Origin of the sequence: Micromonospora sp. NPDC005237, from assembly GCF_040607775.1 — a bacterium.
In the GTDB taxonomy this organism is placed as follows: Bacteria; Actinomycetota; Actinomycetes; order Mycobacteriales; family Micromonosporaceae; genus Micromonospora.
This window is the reverse complement of record NZ_JBEXHJ010000003.1, coordinates 511,516-530,410: the sequence shown is the minus strand read 5'-3', so window position 1 is coordinate 530,410 and position 18,895 is coordinate 511,516. Positions and strand designations below refer to the sequence as shown.

Here is an 18,895-nt window from a genome sequence, read left to right as displayed (position 1 = left end):
GCGGCGTCGAATCGGTTAGGGTGAGTGCGTTCCTCGATCGCGGGAGCCTCGCGTCGGGTGGTTGGAGCCAGGGCAAGCTCCGATCCGTCCCCCGCGTCGTCGTCCGTCCCCCGGGCCACGGCGCACCACCTTCGGTCGATCCTTCCCGCGTCGTCGCCCGTCCCCCGGGCCGCGACGCCACCCTGGTCGATCCCGTCTCCCGGGTCTACACCCCCGAGAGGAACCACAGATGCCCAGATCACTGGCCGGCGCTCTCGTGTCGGCGTTGGCCGTCGCAACGGCCGTCGTGGCGGTCCCCATCACCGCCGCTGGCTCGGCGCCGGCCCCGGCCGCCGCCGAGGCGTACACCTGGCGCAACGTGCCGGTCGGCGGCGGCGGCTTCGTGCCCGGCATCGTCTTCAACCCCACCGAGAAAAACCTGATCTACGCGCGGACGGACATCGGCGGGGCCTACCGCTGGGAGCAGTCCAGCCAGTCGTGGACGCCGCTGCTCGACTGGGTCGGCGCGGACCGCTGGGGCTACAACGGCGTGGTCAGCATCGCCACCGACCCGGTGCAGACCAACCGGGTGTACGCGGCGGTCGGCATGTACACCAACGGCTGGGACCCGAACAACGGCGCGATCCTGCGCTCTTCCGACAAGGGCGCCACCTGGCAGGCCACCGAGTTGCCGTTCAAGAACGGTGGCAACATGCCGGGCCGGGGCATGGGTGAGCGGCTGGCCGTCGACCCCAACCGGAACAACATCGTCTACTACGGCGCCGAGGGCGGCAACGGGCTGTGGCGCAGCACCGACTACGGGGCGACCTGGGCCCGGGTCACCGCCTTCCCCAACGCCGGCAACTACCGGGCCGACCCCAGTGACCCGAACGGCTACAACGGGCAGAACCAGGGCCTCACCTGGGTCAGCTTCGACAAGAGCACCGGCACCGCCGGCTCCACCACCCAGACGATCTACGTCGGCGTGGCGGACAAGGAGAATCCGGTCTACCGCAGCACCGACGGCGGTGTCACCTGGACGCGCATCCCCGGGCAGCCCACCGGCTACCTGGCGCACAAGGGTGTCGTCGACCCGGTCGGCGGTCACCTCTACATCGCCACCAGCGACACCGGCGGCCCGTACGACGGCGGCAAGGGCGACGTCTGGAAGTTCACCCGCTCGACCGGGGCCTGGACGCGGATCAGCCCGGTGCCCTCCACCAGCGCCGACGACTACTTCGGCTACAGCGGTCTGACCATCGACCGGCAGCACCCGAACACGCTGATGGTGGCCACCCAGGTCTCCTGGTGGCCGGACGCGATCTTCTTCCGCAGCACGGACGGCGGAGCGACCTGGACCCGGATCTGGGACTTCACCAGCTATCCCGAGCGGTCCCGCCGCTACACCATGGACATCAGCTCGGTGCCCTGGCTGACGTTCGGCGTCAACCCGGCGCCTCCGGAGTCCGCGCCCAAGCTCGGCTGGATGAACGAGTCGGTCGAGATCGACCCGCACGACTCCAACCGGATGATGTACGGCACCGGCGCCACCATCTACGGCACCACCGACCTCACCAAGTGGGACACCGGCGGTCAGCTCACCCTCCGGCCGATGGTCCGTGGCCTGGAGGAGACCGCCGTCCTCGACCTGGTCAGCCCGCCCAGCGGTGCACCACTGATCAGCGCGCTCGGCGACGTCGGCGGCTTCCGACACACCGACCTCGACACCATTCCGTCGATGCTCTTCACCCAGCCGATCTTCACGAGCACCACCAGCCTGGACTACGCCGAGAGCAAGCCGGCCGTGCTGGTACGCGCCGGCAACTTCACCGACGCCGACCGGCCCAACGACAGCCACGTCGCCTTCTCCACCGACGGCGGCGCGAACTGGTTCCAGGGCACCGAGCCGTCCGGGGTCAACACCGGCGGCACGGTCGCCGCCGCAGCCGACGGCAGCCGGTTCGTCTGGGCGCCCGGCGACGCCGGCCAACGCGTCGTCTACTCAGTCGGCTTCGGCAACTCGTGGACGCCGTCCGCCGGCATCCCGGCCAACGCGGTCATCGAGTCCGACCGGGTCGACCCCAACCGGTTCTACGGCTTCAGCGCCGGGCGGGTCTACCTGAGCACCAACGGCGGCGCGACCTTCACCGCCACGGCGGCGACCGGCCTGCCCACTTCCGACGTCCGGTTCAAGGCGCTGCCCGGTCAGTCGGGTGAGCTGTGGCTGGCCGGGCCGGGCGGGCTGTGGCGCTCCACCGACTCCGGTGCCAGCTTCACCAAACTGGGCGGCGTCAGCGCCTCCGGCAACGTCGGCTTCGGCAAGGCGGCGCCCGGCCGGACCAACCCCGCCGTCTTCCTCTACGGCACGGTGAACGGTCAGCCCGGCGTACACCGCTCCGACGACGGCGGAACGACCTGGGTACGCGTCAACGACGACCGCCACCAGTACGGCAACCCGACCGAGGCGCTGACCGGCGACCCGCGTGTCTACGGACGCGTCTACCTCGGCACCAACGGTCGCGGCATCCTGGTCGCCGACCGCACCGGCGGCACACCGACCACGCCGCCTCCCACCACGCCACCTCCGACGACACCGCCTCCGACCACGCCGCCCCCGACGACGCCGCCCCCGACGACACCGCCTCCGACGACGCCGCCTCCGGCTGGTGGGTGTGCGGCGGCCTACCGGGTGACCGGCTCCTGGTCGGGCGGCTTCCAGGCCGAAGTGGTGGTCAGCAACCCGGGCACCCGGCCCATCGCCGGTTGGACGCTGGGCTGGACCTTCCCCAACGGCCAGCGGATCAGTCAGCTCTGGGGCGGCACCCACACCCAGACCGGGGCGGTCGTCTCGGTCGTGGACAGCGGCTGGAACGGCGCGCTCGGCGCCGGCGCCAGCACCACGATCGGCTTCCTCGCTTCCTGGACCGGCAGCAACGCGCCGCCGGCCACCGTGAGCTGCACGAGTCGCTGACCCGGTGGCCCGGCGTCGTCCGGGCCACCCGAGAACACCGGTCCGCCGGGGCTGCCTGAGGGGTCCGGCACCCCGGCGGACCGGCCCCATGCCGATCGTCGAGCCACCCACCGAGCAATGCGAACGGGCCCCGTCGACCAGAAGGTCGGCGGGGCCCGCTCGGGGCTAGTCGTCCAGGCCGACGGGGGAGTTGGGGCGGTCGACGTCGACGAACTCGACGTCGTCCACCGCGCGGTCGTCCCGGCTGCCGGCGGCACGGGCAGCGGAGCCGACGGCCCAGCCGACCGCCGCGCCGACCAGCGCTGCCCCGATCAGGAGCGTCCACGGCAGCGCCGGCTGGCGCCCGGCGAGCGCGTCAAAGGCGCGCGAGGCCCGACGCCGGGCCTCCTCCGCCGCGGAGCCGACCAGGTCACCCGCCCCGTCGGCGAGCTCGCCGCTGCTGCGACGGGCCGAACGGGCGGTGTCCCGGACACTGTCGCCTGCGGAGCTGACGGCGGAGAGCAGGTGCTCCCACGCCTGATCCGCGATCCGCTCCGGCTTGCTGCGCCGGTCCAGCAGGTTGGTTCCGAACATCGTGGTTACCTCCTCGGGTGCCGAAGCCGCCGGCCACTTCGGACTTCGGCGTCTGTCCAGCGCGGCACGGTTTCGCTGATTCCGCAGTGCCCCGGGCCGGTCGGCCGCAAACCCGGTCGGCCGGGGCTCACCGGCTCCCTCAGCGCACCGCCACCACGGCCGCACCGCGGGCGAAGTCGTCGTCATCGTCGTCGTCATCGTCGTCCCCGCCGCCGAAACCGCAGGCCAGTACGAGGGCGAGCAGTACGCCGACTCCGGCCAGCCCGGCCAGTCGCTTGATCATCGAAGGTCCTCTCCGCCGCGGTGGGTGTCCCGGGGCTGATGCTAGGTGGCGTCGGCAACCGCCCGACCGGCTCGGACCGGACGCGTTCGGGCGATCGTGGCGCGACACGCCGGTCCCAGGCGGGGCCGGCGTACGGGATGGTTCGGTTGTCGGGCGTGTCGGTTCACGCCCGTTACCCTGGTCCGGCGACGCGTCGGTTCCGACCGATCGTGGAGTGGTCAGATAACGAAAAGTATTGGTTGATCAGATACCGAAAAGTGGGGATATGGGCGACTTTGTTCGCCCGGATCCGTGAATTGCTCATCCCGAGGGGTGGCGACCGAGGCCGTCGGAGGAATACTCTCGGTCGCGGCCCGCGTACTGATGAGACGCCCGGGGGACGGGCGGGTGGAGGTGCTCGCGTGAGCCTGTCGATCGTGAAGTCGGTCCTGTCCGGTGGTGTCGTGGAGATCGCCCCCCGGGGCGAGATCGACGTCGACACAGCGTACGAGGTGCGTGAGGCGATTGCGGAGGTGCTGGCCAAGAGCCGCCCGGTCCGCATCGAGCTGAACATGAGGCTGGTCACCTTCATCGACTCCGTCGGCATCAGCGCCATGGTCGCCGGCTTCCAGACCGCCGAGGTCAGCGGCGTCAAGCTGGTGGTCACCGAGCCGAGCCGGTTCGTGCACCGTCAGCTCTGGGTGACTGGTCTGCTCGGTCTCTTCGGCGCACCGGAGCCCTACTTCGCCGGGGCCGCCACCCCCGAGGTGCTTCCGGGCGCCTGAGCGCCCTCCGTCAAGGCTGCTCGTCCAGACCGGTCAGGTCCACGTCGGTCACCTCGGTGACCGCTCGGATGGCCGTCACCGACGCGTACCCGGCGGCCAGCAAAGCCAGGTCCGTGCCGGGCTGCGCGGCCTGGCCGGGCTCCTCCAGCGCGGTACGCACGAAGCCGTGCCCCGACTCGGCCACCGTCATCTGCACCTGACCGAAGCTGGCCAGGGAGCCGCGACGTACCCCGCGCAGCCGTCCGTGCGGCAGGTCGGGGGCGTTGACGTTGAGCACGCTCTCCGGCGGCGCGGCGGTCAGCCGGGGGAGCAGGTCCAGGGCGACCCGCGCGGCGGTGACCCAGTGCCGTTCGGCGTCGCGTACGCGGGCTGCGGCGTCCACCGCTGCCCCGCCGCTGCCGGCCGTCGCCTCGCCCGCGGAGAGCACGTCCAGTGAGACGGCCATGGCCCGGCACCCGTTCGAGGCGGCGGTGAAGGCGGCGCCCACCGTGCCGGAGTGCAGCACGGCGCGGCCGGCGTTGGCACCCCGGTTGATCCCCGACAGCACCACCGACGGCGGCGGGCCGAACGCGCCGTGCAGCGCGATCAGCGTGATGAAACCGGGCGAGCCGGCGACCCCGTACGCCGGCACGCCCGCCAGGTCGGGCAGCGGGTGGTCGTGCACCACCACCCGCCCGTCCCGTTCCACCGCGCTCATCGCGGCGCTGGTGCCGCTGGCCTCCTCCATCGGCGCCGCGACCACCACGTCCAGGCCCCGCTGGGCGGCGGCCACGGCCAACGCCTGGATGCCCGGCGCGGCGATCCCGTCGTCGTTGGTCACGAGCACCCGCAGCGTCATCGCTCGACCGCCCGGTCGGCCAACTCGTCGGGGGTGGTCCGCTCCTGTTGCCGACTGTCCGCCGGGACCAGCCGGACCCGCTCCACCAGCCCGGTGATCGAGTCCAACCGTCCGGTGCCCAGCCCGTGCCGGGTCACGTTCAGCGCGCCGGCCGCGGCGCCGGTACGGATGGCCGTCCGGATGTCGCCACCACGGGCGATCACGGCCGCCACGCCGGCGGTCATCGAGTCGCCCGCGCCGCGCGGATCGGCGGCCTCCAGCCGGGGCATCTCCACCTCGAAGAGCTCCCCGTCGATGAGCGCCAGCGCCGGCTGGTCGGCTCGGCTCACCACCACCGTCTCGGCGCCGGCGGCGTGCAGGTCGTACATCGTCCGGGTCAGCTCGGCGCCGTCCCCACTGCGGGCGCGACCGTCCCGGACCAGCTCCTCGTGACTCACCTTCAGGAAGAACACACCGCCGTCCAGTACGGCGCCCAGGTGATCACCGGACAGATCAGCCACCACCCGGCTGCCGTTGGCGCCGAGGTCGGCGGCGAAGCGGCGGTACAGGTCGGCCGGGACGAGCCACGGCGCATTCGGGCCACTGAGGACGCTCACGTCGGCGCGCAGTCCCTCGCCGAGCGCCAGGTTGTACAACTCGTCCAGCTCGTGGCGGCTCAGTCGGTCCCCGGGCACGTCCACGACCTCCTGTCGGGACCCGCCCCGCCGGTCGTGCACGTACCCGCCGCTGCCGGAGTCGCGCATCACCACCTTCAGGTCCACCCCCTCGCTGACCAGCAGCGGCTCCAGCACCTGACCGACCTCGCCACCGAGCGCGGCGCAGAGCACCACGTCGACCCCGAGCGACAGCACCATGCGGGCCTGCCAGACGCCCTGGCCGCCGGGGTGCAGGTGCAGTTCGGGCTGGTCGTTCGGCTGATCCACGGTCACCGTCAGCTGCGGGGTGGGCGCGAAGACCATCACGTGCCCGCTCACCGGTCGTCACCGAACATGTGTCCACCTCTCGTCACAACCGGTGATTTCCCATCAGCCGACCGTAATGGGAATGCTGCGCGAATACCGGGACAACGGACGGTGTCCGTCCGGGCGTTGCCAGCCTGAGCCGCGTACGGGACAATCGTGCGACCAGCGACGTCGGGAGACTGTGTGCTCAGCAGCGACAGCTTCAGCTACACCGTCCAGGCCCGCTGCTCACTCGCCGAGGCGGCGGCGTTGTTGAGCGACCTGACCCGCCAGGGCGAACTGCACCCCCTGATCGTCCGGGTCCGCCGGGTGCCGCCCCGTCCGGGCGCCCGGGCCAGCTACACGATCAACGACAGGCTGGCGGTGGGGCCGTTGCGCTTCCGCACCACCTACCAGGCGGACGTGCTGATCAGCGAACCTGACGAGATCGTCACGGTGGCCCGCCAGTGGCCGGCCACCACCGTCCGCAACCACACCCGGTTGCGCGCCGAGCCGGACGGCCTGGTCCGGATCGACGTCGACATCACCCTGCGCGCGCCGACGCCCCTGTTCCGGTACGCCTTCCAACAGGCCCGCGCCGCCCACCTCGCCCTGGCCACCCGCCTCGGTGCGGCCCTGGACACCACCCCCGACGAACAACCCCCGGCCTGACCCACCCCGCGGCTGCGGTCTCGCGTCGTGGTGGCCTCCCGGTGGCCGCTACGTCCTTGTGGCGGCGCGCTCGCGCGGCACGCTCCGCGCGCCGGTCGGCCGGGTGGCTCGGCGGCCCCAGGGCTTGTACGTGGAGAGCACGGTCGCGATGATCATGAGGCTGGTCGACACCGCGGGCGCGATCACCAGGTCGGCGCGATCCCGGGCGGGGAGGGCGGCGCCCAGCGCGCTCGCGTGCCGCAGGTTCGGGGTGAGCAGGAACAGCACCAGCCCGACCATCGCCGTGGTGATCACGAGCTTGACCAGCACCCACCGGTAGCGCACCAGGCCCCAGGGGGTGAGCAGCGCGCTGGCGACGCCGACGAGCCAGACGAGCACGCTCAGCGGCGCGAACAGCACCGTGCCGACGAGCCCGGCGACCGGATAGACCACGGCCGGGTCGGCGCCGCGCTGTGCCGCGATGCCGAGGGTGAGCAGCACCAGGTCGGCCCCGAGCCAGCCGAGCGAGGTGATGAGGTGCAGGGTGAGCAGCGCCTTGCGGGTGGCGGGTGGGATTCGCGGCATACCCGACATGCTGCCGGCCCGGCCCGGCCGGGTCGTCCGATCACCGGCGGCGTCCGGGGTACGTCCGCTGACGTACCCGGGGCCGGCGCACCCGCTCGACGGTGCGCCGGCCACCGGTGGGGTCAGTACACCGACAGGTGTACGTGGTTGGTGTGTTCGCTGGAGGGGTCGCCGTTCCCCCCGCTGTACGACTTCCACCCGCTGCTGGGCAGCCAGATCTGCCTGTACCAGATCACGTAGAGCACGGCGAGCCGGTCGGAGTTGCGGATGAAGTACGCGGCCAGGTTGTTGCCGTACGTCTTGTCGCCGCCGGTGGCGTCCCCGCCGAAGCCGCCCTTCTGGGCGGCGAAGTCGCAGGCCCGGCCCTTCGGGTGTTCGCCGGAGCCGCCCGAGCGGTGACAGGAGACGTACCGGGTGAAGCCGGCGGCCTTCGCCTGGTTGAGGGCGTGCAGGGTGCGGGGGGTGATGCAGCCGCTGGCCGGGGTGGGGTCGTTGACGCTGCACGACTCGGACGGCCAGGAGCCGTCGGAGTTGCGCGGCGCGGGCTGGGCGTTGGCGGTGGAGGTGCCCCGGTTGGAACTGGTGTCGGCAGCGGTGGTGCGCGGCTTGCTGGTGGCGACCGCCAGGGCCCGTTCGGCCTGTTCCTTGCGCTTGGCCATCACCTCGACCTGCTTGCGCTGCTCGCGGATCTCGCCGTCCAGGGCGGTGCGGGTGCGGTTGGCCTCGTCCCGGGTGGCGTGCAGGTCGCGCAGCACCCGGTCCTCGTTGGCGGCCACCACGTCCAGCGCGGCCGCCCGGTCCATGAAGCCCTCGGGGGTGTTGGTGTTGAGCAACGCCGAGACGGTGCTGAGCCGGCCGGTGCGGTACGCCACGCCGGCGATCTCGCCGACCTTGCCGTTGCGCACGGTCATCTCGGCCTCGGTGGTCTTCAGCTTGGCCGCGAGTTGCTGCTGGCGCTGGACGGAGGTGTCCAGGGCGCGCTTCGCGTCCAGGTAGCCCTTGCTGGCGGCCTCCAGTTGGGCCCGCAGCGCGGGGGTGCCGCCCTCCTCGTCGCCGTCGGGCGCCGCGGCGGCCCGCAGGCCGCCGGGGGGAGCGGCGGTGGCGGCGCCCACCGGTAGGGCGACGCCGAGGGTGACCATCATGACGATCAGTGCCGCGAGTCGGGCGGCGGGTGGTCGTGCTGGTGCCACTACGCATGTCCTTCCGTCAGCCGCCGACCGGGTTAGCTGACGGGTTCGGGACGGAAGATCCCTACCGCTGACGCGGATGCACCCCAGGAACGTGGTTCCCCGGTTCGCCCTCTCGGGTGATTAGGCGGCGGCCGCCACCGGCGCCGGGAGGGCGCCGCCGGGTGGTGGCCGGGGACGAGCCTACCGGGGCAGGTGGGACGTGTGCAGTCGATGTGACGGAAGGTGTCTGCGCCGCCACCAAAGATGACGGCAAAACGGTCTTTTCGTCAGATAGGTGCTCACCACTCGATCGAACCGCAGGCGCCCGTGGCGGACCCGGGCTCGATCTGCAGCGTGGCGTGCTCGATGCGGAAGTCCTCCCGCAGGGCGGTACGCGCCGCGGTGAGCACCGTGCCGACCTCCCCGCCGGGTGCCATGATCAGGTGTGCGGAGGCCACCTCCATGCCCGAGGTGAGCGTCCAGACGTGCAGGTCGTGCACCTCCACCACGCCGGGCACCGCGGCCAGTCGGTCGTGCACGGCGGTGACCTGGAGGTGTTCCGGGGCGGCCTGCACCAGGATGCGGACGGCCGCGCGCCCCAGCCGCCAGGTGCGCGGCAGGATGAACACGCCGATGGCGACCGCGACCAACGGGTCGGCCCACCACCACTCGGTGACCGCGATGAGCAGCGCCGCGCCGATCACGCCGAGCGAGCCGAGCAGGTCGCCGAGCACCTCCAGGTAGGCGCCCTGGAGGTTGATGCTCTCCCGGGCGCCGGCGCGCAGCAGCGCGAACGCGATCACGTTCGCGAGCAGGCCGAGGACGGCCACCGCGAGCATCGGGCCGGTCAGCACCTCGTGCGGGTCGCCGAACCGGCCGATCGCCTCGATCACCACGTAGACCGCCACGCCGGAGAGCAGGACGGCGTTGGCCAGGGCGGCGAGCACCTCGAGGCGGTAGAGCCCGAAGGTGCGCTGCGGGTCGCCGGTGGCCCGCCGGGTGGCGGTGATCGCGGCGAGCGCCATCCCGATGCCCAGCACGTCGGTGAACATGTGCCCGGCGTCGGAGAGCAGGGCGAGCGAGCCGGTGTGGAAGGCGGCCACACCCTCGACCACCATCAGGGTCGCGAGCAGCCCGAACGCGGCCCAGAGTCGGCCCCGGTGCTGGTGGGCGGCGTTGGTGACCGACCCGTGGTGGTGGTCATGACCTGCTCCCACGAAATCCACCCTCCGTCGCCACCCGGGACCCGGTCAAATGTATGCTCACATCGCTATGTATGCAAGTGTACGGACCGGCCCACCCTTCGACACGGCAACCCGCAGGTCAGCCGGTCGGGTCGATGGTGGTGAGCCGCTGGGTGGCCCGGGAGAGCGCCACGTAGAGCGTTCGTACGCCGGAGCCCGGATCGGCCCGGATCTCGCTCGGGGCGACCAGCACCACCCCGTCGTACTCCATGCCCTTCGCCTCCAGGCTGGTCACCACCTGCAGCCGCGCCGCGCCGAGTGAGCCGAGCCAACCGGCGACCTCGTCGCGGCGGGTGACCGGCGTGATCACCCCGACCGTGCCGTCCACCTCGGCCAGCAGGCCGGTGGCCGCCTCCACGACCGCGGTCTCCAACCCGGCCGGCGGCACCACCAGCTCGACGGGGTCGATACCGGTGGAGCGTACGGCGTTCGGCAGCGACAGGTCGGGGTAGAGCCGGCGGATCTCCGCCGCCGCCACCGCGAAGATCTCCGCCGAGTTGCGGTAGTTGGTGGTGAGCGTGAAATCGTGCCGCTTGCGACGGCCCAGCGCCTGGTCCCGGGCGTGGGTCAGCTCCTGGGGATCACCGATCCACGCGGTCTGCGCCGGGTCGCCCACGACGGTCCAGGAGGCCAGGCGGCCGCGCCGTCCGACCATCCGCCACTGCATCGGCGAGACGTCCTGCGCCTCGTCCACCACCACATGCGCGTACTCCCGGTAGTCCTCCGGACGCTCCCGGGCCGCCGCGCGGGCGGCCCGCTGCCGGTCGCTGGCGGTGCTCAGCTCGCGCACGCCGCCGGCGAGTTGGAACGGGTCACGGCGGGCCCGCGCCGGCTGCATGGGCTTGCCGAGCAGCGCGTCCAACTCGTCCAGTAACGCCACGTCCGCGATGGTCAGGCCCGCGGTGTCCAGATTCTGGTACGCGGCGGTGAGCAGCCTGATCTCCGCGCCGGAGAGGATGCCGCCGGCGTACCGACGCAGCCGATCCGGGCGAGCCAGCCAGCCGAGCACGTGTCGGGGGTGCAGGCGCGGCCACCACGCCTTGAGGAACTCCCGGAACTCCGGCCGCTCGGCGATCTCGCCCTCGAAGGCCCGGTGCTCGGGCAGCCGGGTGATGCCCACCGCCCGGGCCTGCGCCCAGAGCGCGGCGAACACCCCGTCGAAGCCGGCCCGGCGTGCCTCGTTGCGCCGGGCGCCACGGTGCAGCGCGCGGTCCCGGATCCGGTCCAGCTCGGCCCGGTCCAGCCGCAGCAGCGTGCCCCGGTAGAGCAGCCGCAGCTCACCCGGGCCGCCCGGCACCGCGTCGCGGGCCGCGCGCTCCAGCACCCGGCGCATCCGCAGTGAGCCCTTCACCGCCGCCACCTCCGGCGGGTCGGTGCGGGTGGCGGTCATTCCCGGAAAGAGGCTGCCCAGCGAGTGCAGGGTCGCCGTGTCCTCACCGAGCGAGGGCAGCACCGAGGCGATGTACTCGACGAAGACGGTGGACGGCCCGACCACCAGGATGCCCCCGCCGGCGTACCGGCTGCGGTCGGAGTAGAGCAGGAAGGCCGCCCGGTGCAGGGCGACCGCCGTCTTGCCGGTGCCCGGACCGCCCGCCACGATCGTCACCCCGGAACCGGGCGACCGGATGGCCTCGTCCTGCTCCCGCTGGATCGTCGCCACGATGTCGCGCATGCCCCGACCGGTGGCGCGGGACAGGGTGGCCAGCAACGCGCCGTCACCGACCACAGTCATCCCCTCCGGGGCGGCGGTCGGGTCCAGCAGGTCGTCCTCGATCCGGGTGACCCGCTCGGCGCGCGAGGAGATGGTGCGACGACGCACCACGCCCAGCGGCTGCGCCGGGGTGGCCTGGTAGAACGCGGAGGCGGCCGGCGCGCGCCAGTCGACGACCAGCGTGGTGGCGTCCTCGTCGCGGATGCCGAGCCGCCCGACGTGCAGCACCTGCCGGTCGCGCAGGTCCAGACGGCCGAAGACCAGCCCCTCGTGCTCGGCGTCGAGGGTGTGCCGTCGCTGCGCGGCGTGGAAGACCATCGCGTCGCGCTCGACCAGCGCGCCGAACGTGCCGACCCGGGCCATCCGGTAGCCGTCCCGTTCGGCCCGAACCGCGGACTGGCGCAGCTCGGCCAGTCGGGCGTACACCCGGTCGAGGTGCCGTTGCTCGACGGCGATCTCCTGCTCCAGGGCGGTCTGGTCGGTCAACGCACGCTCCTTCGATGTCGCCGGCAGACGGCGCGAACCGCGCGGGCCAACCGCAGAAGGGTACGGCCCCGGGCCCGGGGCTTCGCGCCCGAGGTGCGGGAACGTGCTCAGCGACCCGTCCCGGTCGCGCTCGCGTCGTGCCCGTCGCGCGCCGGCGCGGCGAGCACCCGACGCAGTACGCCGGTCAGCGCGGCGTTCACCTCGTCCGGGCGCTCCATCATCAGCATGTGTCCGGCACCCGGACAGACGGTCAGCTCGGTGGCCGGCAGGGCGGCGGCGATCGACTCGGCGCACGGCGGTGGGGTCAGCCGGTCCCGGTCACCGACCAGGGCGGCGGCCGGCAGGTGGGCCAGCGCGGTGAGGGTGTCCAGCCGGCGCTGGGCGCCGATCGAGGCGCGGAAGCCGCCGATCGAGCGCAGCGAGGCGCGGGCCACCGCCGAGGTCACCAGCCGAATGTCGGAGGGATCACAGCGGTCGCCGAAGAGCATCCACCGGATGCTCGGTTGCAACGCGTTCAGCAGCGCCCGGGGCGCGCGCCACGAGCCGCACCGGGCCAGGACACCGGCGCCCGTCGTCTCGGCGAGCCGGATCAGCCGGGCGATGCGCGGCGAGAGCCCGTAGACGGTGTGCGTGTGCCCCTCGGCGGTGGTCGAGACGAAGACCAGGCCGGCCGTACGGGCGGCGAAGTGGCCGGGGTGGCGGTGCGCGTACTCCATGATCGTCATTCCGCCCATCGAGTGCCCGACCAGGACCACCCGACCGGTCGGCGCGACCGCGTCGAGGACGGCGGCCAGATCGTCGCCGAGCTGGGCCAGGGTGGCCGTGGGCAACGCCATGCAGCTGGACCGGCCGTGGCCGCGCGCGTCGTAGGTGACCACCCGCACGGCGTCGCCGGCCGAGGCGGTCAGCGCGTCCACCTGCCGGTGCCAGCTGCGCCCGTCCAGCGTCCAGCCGTGCAGCAGGACGGCCGTGACCGGGGCGTCCGCAGGTTCCGTGACCTCCACGTGCAGCCGTACGCCGTCGGGCATACCGACCTCGAACCGCTCCGGCATCGCCACCTCCCCGGGCCGCCCCGGCCTCATCAGCACCGGGATACCCGGCGGTAACACCGGCTACCCGCCGAGACGCCACGCCAATCGCGCCGGGCGAACATTCCCGACCCCGCCCGTGACCGTCGGCGGCGAGCCAAGCTGAACGGCATGGAGGTGGCGGGACAGGGGCGGCAGGCCGGGGGTACGCCCCGCGCCGCGCTCGCCGAGCTGCTCGCCGGCAACCGGCGGTTCGTCAGCGGCCAACCCGTGCACGGCCACGACGTCACCGCCGCGGCGGCGGCCGCCTCCGGCGACCAGCAGCCGTACGCGGTGGTGCTCGGCTGCATCGACTCGCGGGTGCCGCTGGAGGCGATCTTCGACCAGACCTTCGGTGCGATCTGCGTGATCCGTACCGGTGGGCACGTGCTCGACCGCGCCGTGTGCGGCTCCATCGAGTACGTGGTCGGTCAGCTCGGCGTGCCGCTGGTGCTGGTGCTCGGACACGAGCGGTGCGGGGCGGTGGGAGCGACGGTGGACGCGCTGCGATCGGGGGAGCGGCCGGGCGGCTCGCTCGCTTACCTGATCGACGAGATCGCCCCGGCGGTCACCGAGGCCGGGCTCGACGACCCGGCGGTGCATCCCCAGGCGATCCGCCGGCACGTCCGGCGTACGGTCCACGCGCTGCGCGCGGACGACCTGCTGGCCGGGCCGGTCGCGGCTGGTCGGGTGGCGGTGGTGGGCGGCCTCTACGACCTGAGCACCGGCGAGGTCGCCCTGCTCGACCCGACCTGAACACGCCGGACGCGAAACCGCCCGCCGGGAACTCCCGGCGGGCGGTCTGCTGGTGCTGCGGTGGGGGAGGGCTCAGCCCTCGAAGACGCCGGCCGCGACCAGGCGCTTCTCGGTGGCCTCCCAGCCGTCGTTCGGGTGAACGGCAGCCAGGTTGTTGATCTCCGCCCGGATCTTGGCGGCGTGGCCGGCGGCGGCCAGCACCCGGATCTCCTCGACGAAGGCGTCGGAGTCGGTGCGCAGGTGCGCGGTCTTGCCGTTGGTCAGGTTGCGCACGTAGGCGTGCTTGCCGCCGTTGAGCGGGATGAGGTACTTGAACTCGCCCAGCACGCTGAGGGCGCCACCCTGGCCAGCCTGGCCGGCCCGGACGGACGCGCGCGCGGTCTTAGAGGTGTTGCTCGCCACGGAGGTACTCCTTGCAAGACGTACGGGAGGACTGGACGTCCGGGGGCTGTGTGCGGGTGACACTGAGTCGGCCCGCGAAGGTGTAACGCGGCAGAAGCCGCCGATGGAACTGTACAGGACCACGACATCAGGCTGGTCGTCGCGGTGTCCTGAGAGGCAACGGAGACCACCCGTCCGGCTATTCCGGCAGGCGTTTTTTCCGATTCCCTGGCGCACCATCCGTCACAGGAGTCATCATGTGTTGCAGCAACCACTCCGGTGGACGAGGTCGTAGGGGAAGACGCACCTCGCTCTCCGGGAGGTCACCGTGCCAACGCGTGGCGTCGTATACGTCCACTCGACCCCGCTCGCCGTGTGCTCGCACGTCGAGTGGGCGATCGCGCGCGTCCTAGCCGCGCCGGTCAACCTGCAGTGGACGGCTCAGCCCGTCGATCCCGGCGCCCGCCGGGCCGAGTGCGGGTGGACCGGCCGTCCGGGGACGGGCGCCGAGCTGGCTGCTGCCCTCCGGCAGTGGCCCATGATCCGTTTCGAGGTCACCGAGGAGCCGAGTCCCGGCGCAGACGGTGAGCGCTTCATGTACGTGCCCGCCCGTGGCCTCTTCCGGGCCACGGTCGGGGCGGCCGGCGACATCCAACTCGGCGAGGACCGGCTGCGGGCGCTGATGGCCTCCGCCCGGGCCCCCGAGGCGCTGTCGCACGCCCTCGACAAGGCGCTCGGCACCGCGTGGGACGCTGACCTGGAGCCCTACCGGTACGCCGGTGACGGGGCGCCGGTGACGTTGCTCACCCGGGTCGGCTGACCTCCGCCACCGCCCCGCTGGCCAGACGCTCTCGGGCGCTGCGACCGGTAAGGTCAAGTTGCCCCGATAAGGGGGAACCTGGTGGGATGGGCGGGTGCCGATTCGCCCGCGACACGCCGGTGTCGCCGTCGCCGCCCTGACCGCCCTGCTCGTCTCCGGCTGCTCCGGCGCCCCGGACCGGGCCGACCCGACGCCCGGTCCGACCGGCGTCTCGGCGGCCCCGAGCGCCCCCGCAGCGACCCCGGCCGACGACCCGGCCGCGCGGGCCGCCGCCCTCGTCGCGACGCTCTCCGACGAGGACCTGGTCGGGCAGGTGCTGATGCCGTACGCGTACGGCGACTCGGCCACGAAGGTCTCGCCCGGCTCCGCGGCCGGCAACCAGGCCCTCGCCGGCGTCGACACCCCCGCCGAGATGATCGCCAAGTACCGGCTCGGCGGGCTGATCCTGGTCGGCTTCAGCGCCGACGACCCGACCAAGGGCAACCAGGAGACCACCAACGTCGACAACCCGAAGCAGGTCCACGAGCTGACCACCGGGCTGCGGGGCGCCGCCGGACGGCTGGCCGCCGGCCCGGCGCCCTTCCTGATCGGCACCGACCAGGAGTACGGCGTCGTCACCCGGGTCACCGACGGGGTCACCATCCTGCCCACCGCGCTCGCCGCCGGTGCGGCCGGCGACCCGAAGCTGACCGGGGCCGCCTGGCGGGCCGCCGGCGCCGAACTCGCCGCGCTGGGCATCAACGTCGACTTCGCCCCGGTGGCCGACGTGCTGGCCACCCGCAGCACGGTCATCGGCTCGCGGTCGTTCGGCGCCGACCCGAAGCTCGCCGCCGCGCAGGTCGGCGGCGCGGTCCGGGGCCTGCAGGCCAGCGGCGTCGCGGCCACCCTGAAGCACTTCCCGGGGCACGGCCACAGCGCTGACGACTCGCACAAGGACCTGCCGGTCCTCACCCAGTCCGCGGCGGAGCTGCAGAGCGGCGCGTGGCCGCCGTTCACCGCCGGGTTCGAGGCCGGCGCGATGGCCGTGATGTCCGGCCACCTGGACGCGCAGGCCATCGACCCGGGCACCCCGGCGACCTTCTCCCACAAGCTGCTCACCGACGTACTGCGCGGCCAGCTCGGCTTCCAGGGCGTGGTGATCACCGACGGGATGAACATGCCGCCGGCGAAGCGCTGGGCGCCCGGCGAGGCCGCCGTCCGGGCGCTGAACGCCGGCAACGACCTGATCCTCATGACCCCGAACGTCGGCCAGGCGTACGACGGGCTGCTCGCCGCCCTGCGCGGAGGCTCGCTGCCCCGGGCCCGGCTGGTCGACGCGGTCACCCGGGTGCTGACCATGAAGTTCCGGCTGGCGACGGCCCCCACCGAGCCGATGTCCACGCTCAACACCCCGGCGCACCGGGCGGCGGCGGACGCGCTGGCCGCCGGTGCGGTCACCGTGCTGCGGGGCGCCTGCGGCAAAGCGGTGCAGGGCCCCGTCACCGTCACCTCCTCCGACGGCCGCGACGGCACCCGGGCGGCGCTCACCGCCGCGTTGACCAAGGCCGGCGTGACCGTGAAGCCGAGCGGCGGGACCGTGGTGCACCTGGTCGGCTACGGCGACGGCGACAGCGACCTGCGCGCCGACGCGGCGGTCACCGTCGCCATGGACACCCCGTACGTGCTGGCCAAGGCCACGTCGCCGACGCTGCTGGCGACGTACTCCTCCAGTCGGGCGTCGATGACCGCCCTGGCCGCCGTGCTGGCCGGCAAGGCCCGCCCGGGTGGTCGATCCCCGGTGGCCGTGCCCGGCCTGCCCGCCACCACCTGCGGCGCCTGATTCCGCCGGGGCCCGCAGGTCGGAAATCGCGTCGCCGGAGAGGGCGTCCACCTGGCAGCCTCGCTGTCATGGCAACCGCACAGGGCTTCCGCTACGACCAGCGTGCCGACGGCACGGTGGTGATCATGCATCACGGCCGGGTGGCGGGCACGCTGCGCGGCGCCCGGGCGGCGGAGTTCCTCGCCGAGGTCGACGACGACCCGCAACTGGTGATGGCCCGCTGGACCGGCAACTACCGCCACGGCAACGAACGCACCGCCAAGCAGCATCCCCGCAACCGGGGCTGAACGTGCCGAAGGGCCCCCCTTGCTGAGGGGGCCCCTTCGGTAAACCCGCAGATCGGCCGTCGCACGGCCGCCGTCTCACGGTCGTGCGAAGACGAGCGCCACGTTGTGGCCGCCGAAGCCGAACGCGTTGTTCAGCGCGGCGGGGATCTCCATGTGGCGTGCCTTGTGCGCGGCGACCTCCAGGCTGAGGCCCGGCTCCGGGTCGTCGAGGTTGATCGTCGGAGGGACGACGCCGTCGCGGATGGCCAGGATCGTGGCGATCGACTCCAGCGCTCCGGCCGCACCGAGCAGGTGACCGGTCATCGACTTCGTCGCGGCCAGCACCGGGTGGTCGCCGAGCGCCTTGTGCAGCGCGCCGATCTCCAGCATGTCGCCGACCGGGGTCGACGTGGCGTGCGCGTTGACGTGCACGATGTCCTGCTTGGCGATGTCCGCGTCCGCGATCGCCCGAGCGATGGCCCGGATGGCGCCCTCACCCTCGGCGTGCGGCTGCACGATGTCGTACGCGTCGGAGGTGATGCCGGCGCCGGCGAGGCGCGCGTACACCCGAGCGCCGCGGGCTGCGGCGTGGTCGGCGCGCTCCAGCACCACGATGCCCGCGCCCTCACCGAGGACGAAGCCGTCGCGGCCGGTGTCCCACGGGCGGGAGGCCCGCTCCGGGTCGTCGTTGCGGGTCGACATGGCCCGCATCGAGCTGAAGCCGGCGATCGGCAGCGGGTGGATGACCGCCTCGGTGCCGCCGGCCACCACCACGTCGGCCCGGCCGGCGCGAATGATGTCCAGACCGAGCGCGATCGCCTCCGCGCCGGTGGCGCAGGCGCTGGCCACGGTGTGCACGCCGGCCTTGGCGCCCAGCTCCAATCCGACCCAGGCGGCCGGACCGTTCGGCATCAGCATCGGGATCGTGTGCGGGGAAACCCGCCGCGGCCCGGACGCCTCCAGGATGTCGTCCTGGGCGAGCAGGGTGGTGGCACCGCCGATGCCGGAGCCGACGCTGACGGCCAGCCGCTCCCCGTCGAGGCCGGAGTCGGCGAGGCCGGCGTCCGCCCAGGCCTGCTGCGCCGCGATGATCGCGATCGCCTCGGAGCGGTCGAGCCGGCGCAGTCGGACCCGGTCCAGCACCTCGGACGGCTCCACGGCCAGCTGGGCGGCGATCCGGACCGGCAGTTGCGCGGCCCACTCCTGGGTGAGGGCACTCACCCCGGAGCGGCCGGCGAGCATGGCGTCCCAGGTCGACGCGACGTCCCCGCCAAGCGGGGTCGTCGCGCCGAGCCCGGTGACGACGACGTCAGGACGACTCATGATCAGGACTGCGCCTCGATGAAGCTGACGGCGTCCCCGACGGTCTTGAGGTTCTGCACCTCGTTGTCCGGGATCTTGACGCCGAACTTCTCCTCGGCGGCCACCACGACCTCCACCATGGAGAGCGAGTCGACATCGAGGTCGTCGGTGAAGGACTTCCCCTCGGCCACGTCGTCCGGGTTCACCCCGGCAACCTCTTCGAGGATCTCGGCGAGGCCGGTGGTGATCTCGTCACGGGTCATTGCGGTTGGTTCCTCTCATAGGGGGG

General features: G+C 73.0%; 19 protein-coding genes and 1 riboswitch. Of the genes, 7 read left to right on the top strand and 12 right to left on the bottom strand.

The annotated features are described in order from the left end of the window. Positions 1-229: 229 nt before the first annotated feature. Positions 230-2,950 (top strand): cellulose binding domain-containing protein, encoded by a 2,721-nt coding sequence (locus tag ABZT87_RS11290; RefSeq protein WP_355135141.1) that lies wholly within the window; start codon positions 230-232, stop codon positions 2,948-2,950. 165 nt (positions 2,951-3,115) lie between these two features. Here the strand turns inward: ABZT87_RS11290 and ABZT87_RS11285 are convergent, their stop codons facing one another. Together ABZT87_RS11285 and ABZT87_RS11280 are read right to left on the bottom strand one after the other, a co-directional pair. Further along, complete coding sequence (locus ABZT87_RS11285; RefSeq protein ID WP_355135139.1) at positions 3,116-3,523, bottom strand: hypothetical protein; 408 nt, start codon at positions 3,521-3,523, stop codon at positions 3,116-3,118. Between the two features lie 139 nt (positions 3,524-3,662). Beyond that, positions 3,663-3,806, bottom strand: coding sequence for a hypothetical protein (locus ABZT87_RS11280; protein WP_354859433.1), 144 nt, complete (start codon positions 3,804-3,806; stop codon positions 3,663-3,665). A gap of 401 nt (positions 3,807-4,207) precedes the next feature. On the opposite strand from ABZT87_RS11280, the gene ABZT87_RS11275 reads away from it, so the two are divergent. Next, positions 4,208-4,570 (top strand): STAS domain-containing protein, encoded by a 363-nt coding sequence (locus ABZT87_RS11275; protein WP_354859435.1) that lies wholly within the window; start codon positions 4,208-4,210, stop codon positions 4,568-4,570. A 10-nt stretch (positions 4,571-4,580) separates the two neighbouring features. Here the strand turns inward: ABZT87_RS11275 and ABZT87_RS11270 are convergent, their stop codons facing one another. Both ABZT87_RS11270 and ABZT87_RS11265 read right to left on the bottom strand, forming a co-directional pair. Continuing rightward, the gene (locus ABZT87_RS11270) at positions 4,581-5,408 is read right to left on the bottom strand and encodes a 5'/3'-nucleotidase SurE (RefSeq protein ID WP_354859437.1); all 828 of its coding nucleotides are present in this window, start codon (positions 5,406-5,408) and stop codon (positions 4,581-4,583) included. Continuing rightward, on the bottom strand, positions 5,405-6,382 hold the full coding sequence (locus tag ABZT87_RS11265) for a PfkB family carbohydrate kinase (RefSeq protein WP_355135137.1): 978 nt from the start codon (positions 6,380-6,382) through the stop codon (positions 5,405-5,407). The genes ABZT87_RS11270 and ABZT87_RS11265 overlap by 4 nt, the downstream gene beginning before the upstream one ends. Before the next feature lie 171 nt (positions 6,383-6,553). Between ABZT87_RS11265 and ABZT87_RS11260 the strand changes: the two genes are divergently transcribed. Further along, a complete protein-coding gene (locus tag ABZT87_RS11260; protein ID WP_355135135.1) occupies positions 6,554-7,021 on the top strand; it encodes an SRPBCC family protein in 468 nt (155 codons plus the stop codon). A 48-nt stretch (positions 7,022-7,069) separates the two neighbouring features. Here ABZT87_RS11260 and ABZT87_RS11255 read toward each other — a convergent pair whose 3' ends face one another. From ABZT87_RS11255 to ABZT87_RS11235, 5 genes are all read right to left on the bottom strand, one after another. Further along, positions 7,070-7,585, bottom strand: coding sequence for a hypothetical protein (locus tag ABZT87_RS11255; RefSeq protein WP_355135133.1), 516 nt, complete (start codon positions 7,583-7,585; stop codon positions 7,070-7,072). A gap of 122 nt (positions 7,586-7,707) precedes the next feature. Then, positions 7,708-8,727: a hypothetical protein gene (locus ABZT87_RS11250; RefSeq protein ID WP_355135400.1), complete on the bottom strand. Its 1,020-nt coding sequence runs from the start codon at positions 8,725-8,727 to the stop codon at positions 7,708-7,710. Positions 8,728-8,780: 53 nt separating this feature from the next. Further along, a riboswitch (cyclic di-AMP (ydaO/yuaA leader) is annotated at positions 8,781-8,912 on the bottom strand. Positions 8,913-9,053: 141 nt separating this feature from the next. Next, positions 9,054-9,971: a cation diffusion facilitator family transporter gene (locus ABZT87_RS11245; RefSeq protein WP_355135131.1), complete on the bottom strand. Its 918-nt coding sequence runs from the start codon at positions 9,969-9,971 to the stop codon at positions 9,054-9,056. 106 nt (positions 9,972-10,077) lie between these two features. Next, on the bottom strand, positions 10,078-12,195 hold the full coding sequence (locus ABZT87_RS11240; RefSeq protein WP_355135129.1) for an AAA family ATPase: 2,118 nt from the start codon (positions 12,193-12,195) through the stop codon (positions 10,078-10,080). Positions 12,196-12,302: 107 nt separating this feature from the next. Beyond that, the gene (locus ABZT87_RS11235; protein ID WP_355135127.1) at positions 12,303-13,247 is read right to left on the bottom strand and encodes an alpha/beta hydrolase; all 945 of its coding nucleotides are present in this window, start codon (positions 13,245-13,247) and stop codon (positions 12,303-12,305) included. Positions 13,248-13,394: 147 nt separating this feature from the next. Here ABZT87_RS11235 and ABZT87_RS11230 point away from each other — a divergent pair, with 147 nt between their 5' ends. Beyond that, the gene (locus tag ABZT87_RS11230) at positions 13,395-14,018 is read left to right on the top strand and encodes a carbonic anhydrase (RefSeq protein ID WP_355135125.1); all 624 of its coding nucleotides are present in this window, start codon (positions 13,395-13,397) and stop codon (positions 14,016-14,018) included. Between the two features lie 72 nt (positions 14,019-14,090). On the opposite strand, the gene ABZT87_RS11225 is transcribed toward ABZT87_RS11230, so the two are convergent. Next, on the bottom strand, positions 14,091-14,420 hold the full coding sequence (locus ABZT87_RS11225; RefSeq protein ID WP_007463527.1) for a hypothetical protein: 330 nt from the start codon (positions 14,418-14,420) through the stop codon (positions 14,091-14,093). 307 nt (positions 14,421-14,727) lie between these two features. Between ABZT87_RS11225 and ABZT87_RS11220 the strand changes: the two genes are divergently transcribed. The 3 genes from ABZT87_RS11220 (at position 14,728) to ABZT87_RS11210 (ending at position 17,325) form a co-directional block, all read left to right on the top strand. Continuing rightward, complete coding sequence (locus ABZT87_RS11220) at positions 14,728-15,219, top strand: DUF3145 domain-containing protein (protein ID WP_007463525.1); 492 nt, start codon at positions 14,728-14,730, stop codon at positions 15,217-15,219. Positions 15,220-15,313: 94 nt separating this feature from the next. After that, complete coding sequence (locus ABZT87_RS11215; protein ID WP_355135123.1) at positions 15,314-17,038, top strand: glycoside hydrolase family 3 N-terminal domain-containing protein; 1,725 nt, start codon at positions 15,314-15,316, stop codon at positions 17,036-17,038. A gap of 68 nt (positions 17,039-17,106) precedes the next feature. Beyond that, entirely contained in the window at positions 17,107-17,325 is a 219-nt protein-coding gene (locus tag ABZT87_RS11210; protein WP_355135121.1) for a hypothetical protein, read from the top strand. 75 nt (positions 17,326-17,400) lie between these two features. On the opposite strand, the gene fabF is transcribed toward ABZT87_RS11210, so the two are convergent. Continuing rightward, on the bottom strand, positions 17,401-18,627 hold the full coding sequence (fabF, locus tag ABZT87_RS11205) for a beta-ketoacyl-ACP synthase II (RefSeq protein ID WP_354859462.1): 1,227 nt from the start codon (positions 18,625-18,627) through the stop codon (positions 17,401-17,403). A gap of 2 nt (positions 18,628-18,629) precedes the next feature. After that, positions 18,630-18,869 carry an acyl carrier protein gene (locus ABZT87_RS11200; RefSeq protein WP_007463517.1) on the bottom strand — a complete coding sequence of 80 codons (240 nt, stop codon included), beginning with the start codon at positions 18,867-18,869 and terminating at the stop codon, positions 18,630-18,632. Positions 18,870-18,895 lie beyond the last annotated feature (26 nt).

Bases quoted from the DNA above. Each gene is read 5' to 3' on its own strand.
- fabF (WP_354859462.1), bottom strand. From the start codon at position 18,627: ATGAGTCGTCCTGACGTCGTCGTCACCGGGCTCGGCGCGACGACCCCG.
- ABZT87_RS11210 (WP_355135121.1), top strand. From the start codon at position 17,107: ATGGCAACCGCACAGGGCTTCCGCTACGACCAGCGTGCCGACGGCACG.
- ABZT87_RS11290 (WP_355135141.1), top strand. From the start codon at position 230: ATGCCCAGATCACTGGCCGGCGCTCTCGTGTCGGCGTTGGCCGTCGCA.
- ABZT87_RS11255 (WP_355135133.1), bottom strand. From the start codon at position 7,585: ATGCCGCGAATCCCACCCGCCACCCGCAAGGCGCTGCTCACCCTGCAC.
- ABZT87_RS11285 (WP_355135139.1), bottom strand. From the start codon at position 3,523: ATGTTCGGAACCAACCTGCTGGACCGGCGCAGCAAGCCGGAGCGGATC.
- ABZT87_RS11250 (WP_355135400.1), bottom strand. From the start codon at position 8,727: ATGATGGTCACCCTCGGCGTCGCCCTACCGGTGGGCGCCGCCACCGCC.
- ABZT87_RS11280 (WP_354859433.1), bottom strand. From the start codon at position 3,806: ATGATCAAGCGACTGGCCGGGCTGGCCGGAGTCGGCGTACTGCTCGCC.
- ABZT87_RS11235 (WP_355135127.1), bottom strand. From the start codon at position 13,247: ATGCCGGAGCGGTTCGAGGTCGGTATGCCCGACGGCGTACGGCTGCAC.
- ABZT87_RS11270 (WP_354859437.1), bottom strand. From the start codon at position 5,408: ATGACGCTGCGGGTGCTCGTGACCAACGACGACGGGATCGCCGCGCCG.
- ABZT87_RS11200 (WP_007463517.1), bottom strand. From the start codon at position 18,869: ATGACCCGTGACGAGATCACCACCGGCCTCGCCGAGATCCTCGAAGAG.
- ABZT87_RS11230 (WP_355135125.1), top strand. From the start codon at position 13,395: ATGGAGGTGGCGGGACAGGGGCGGCAGGCCGGGGGTACGCCCCGCGCC.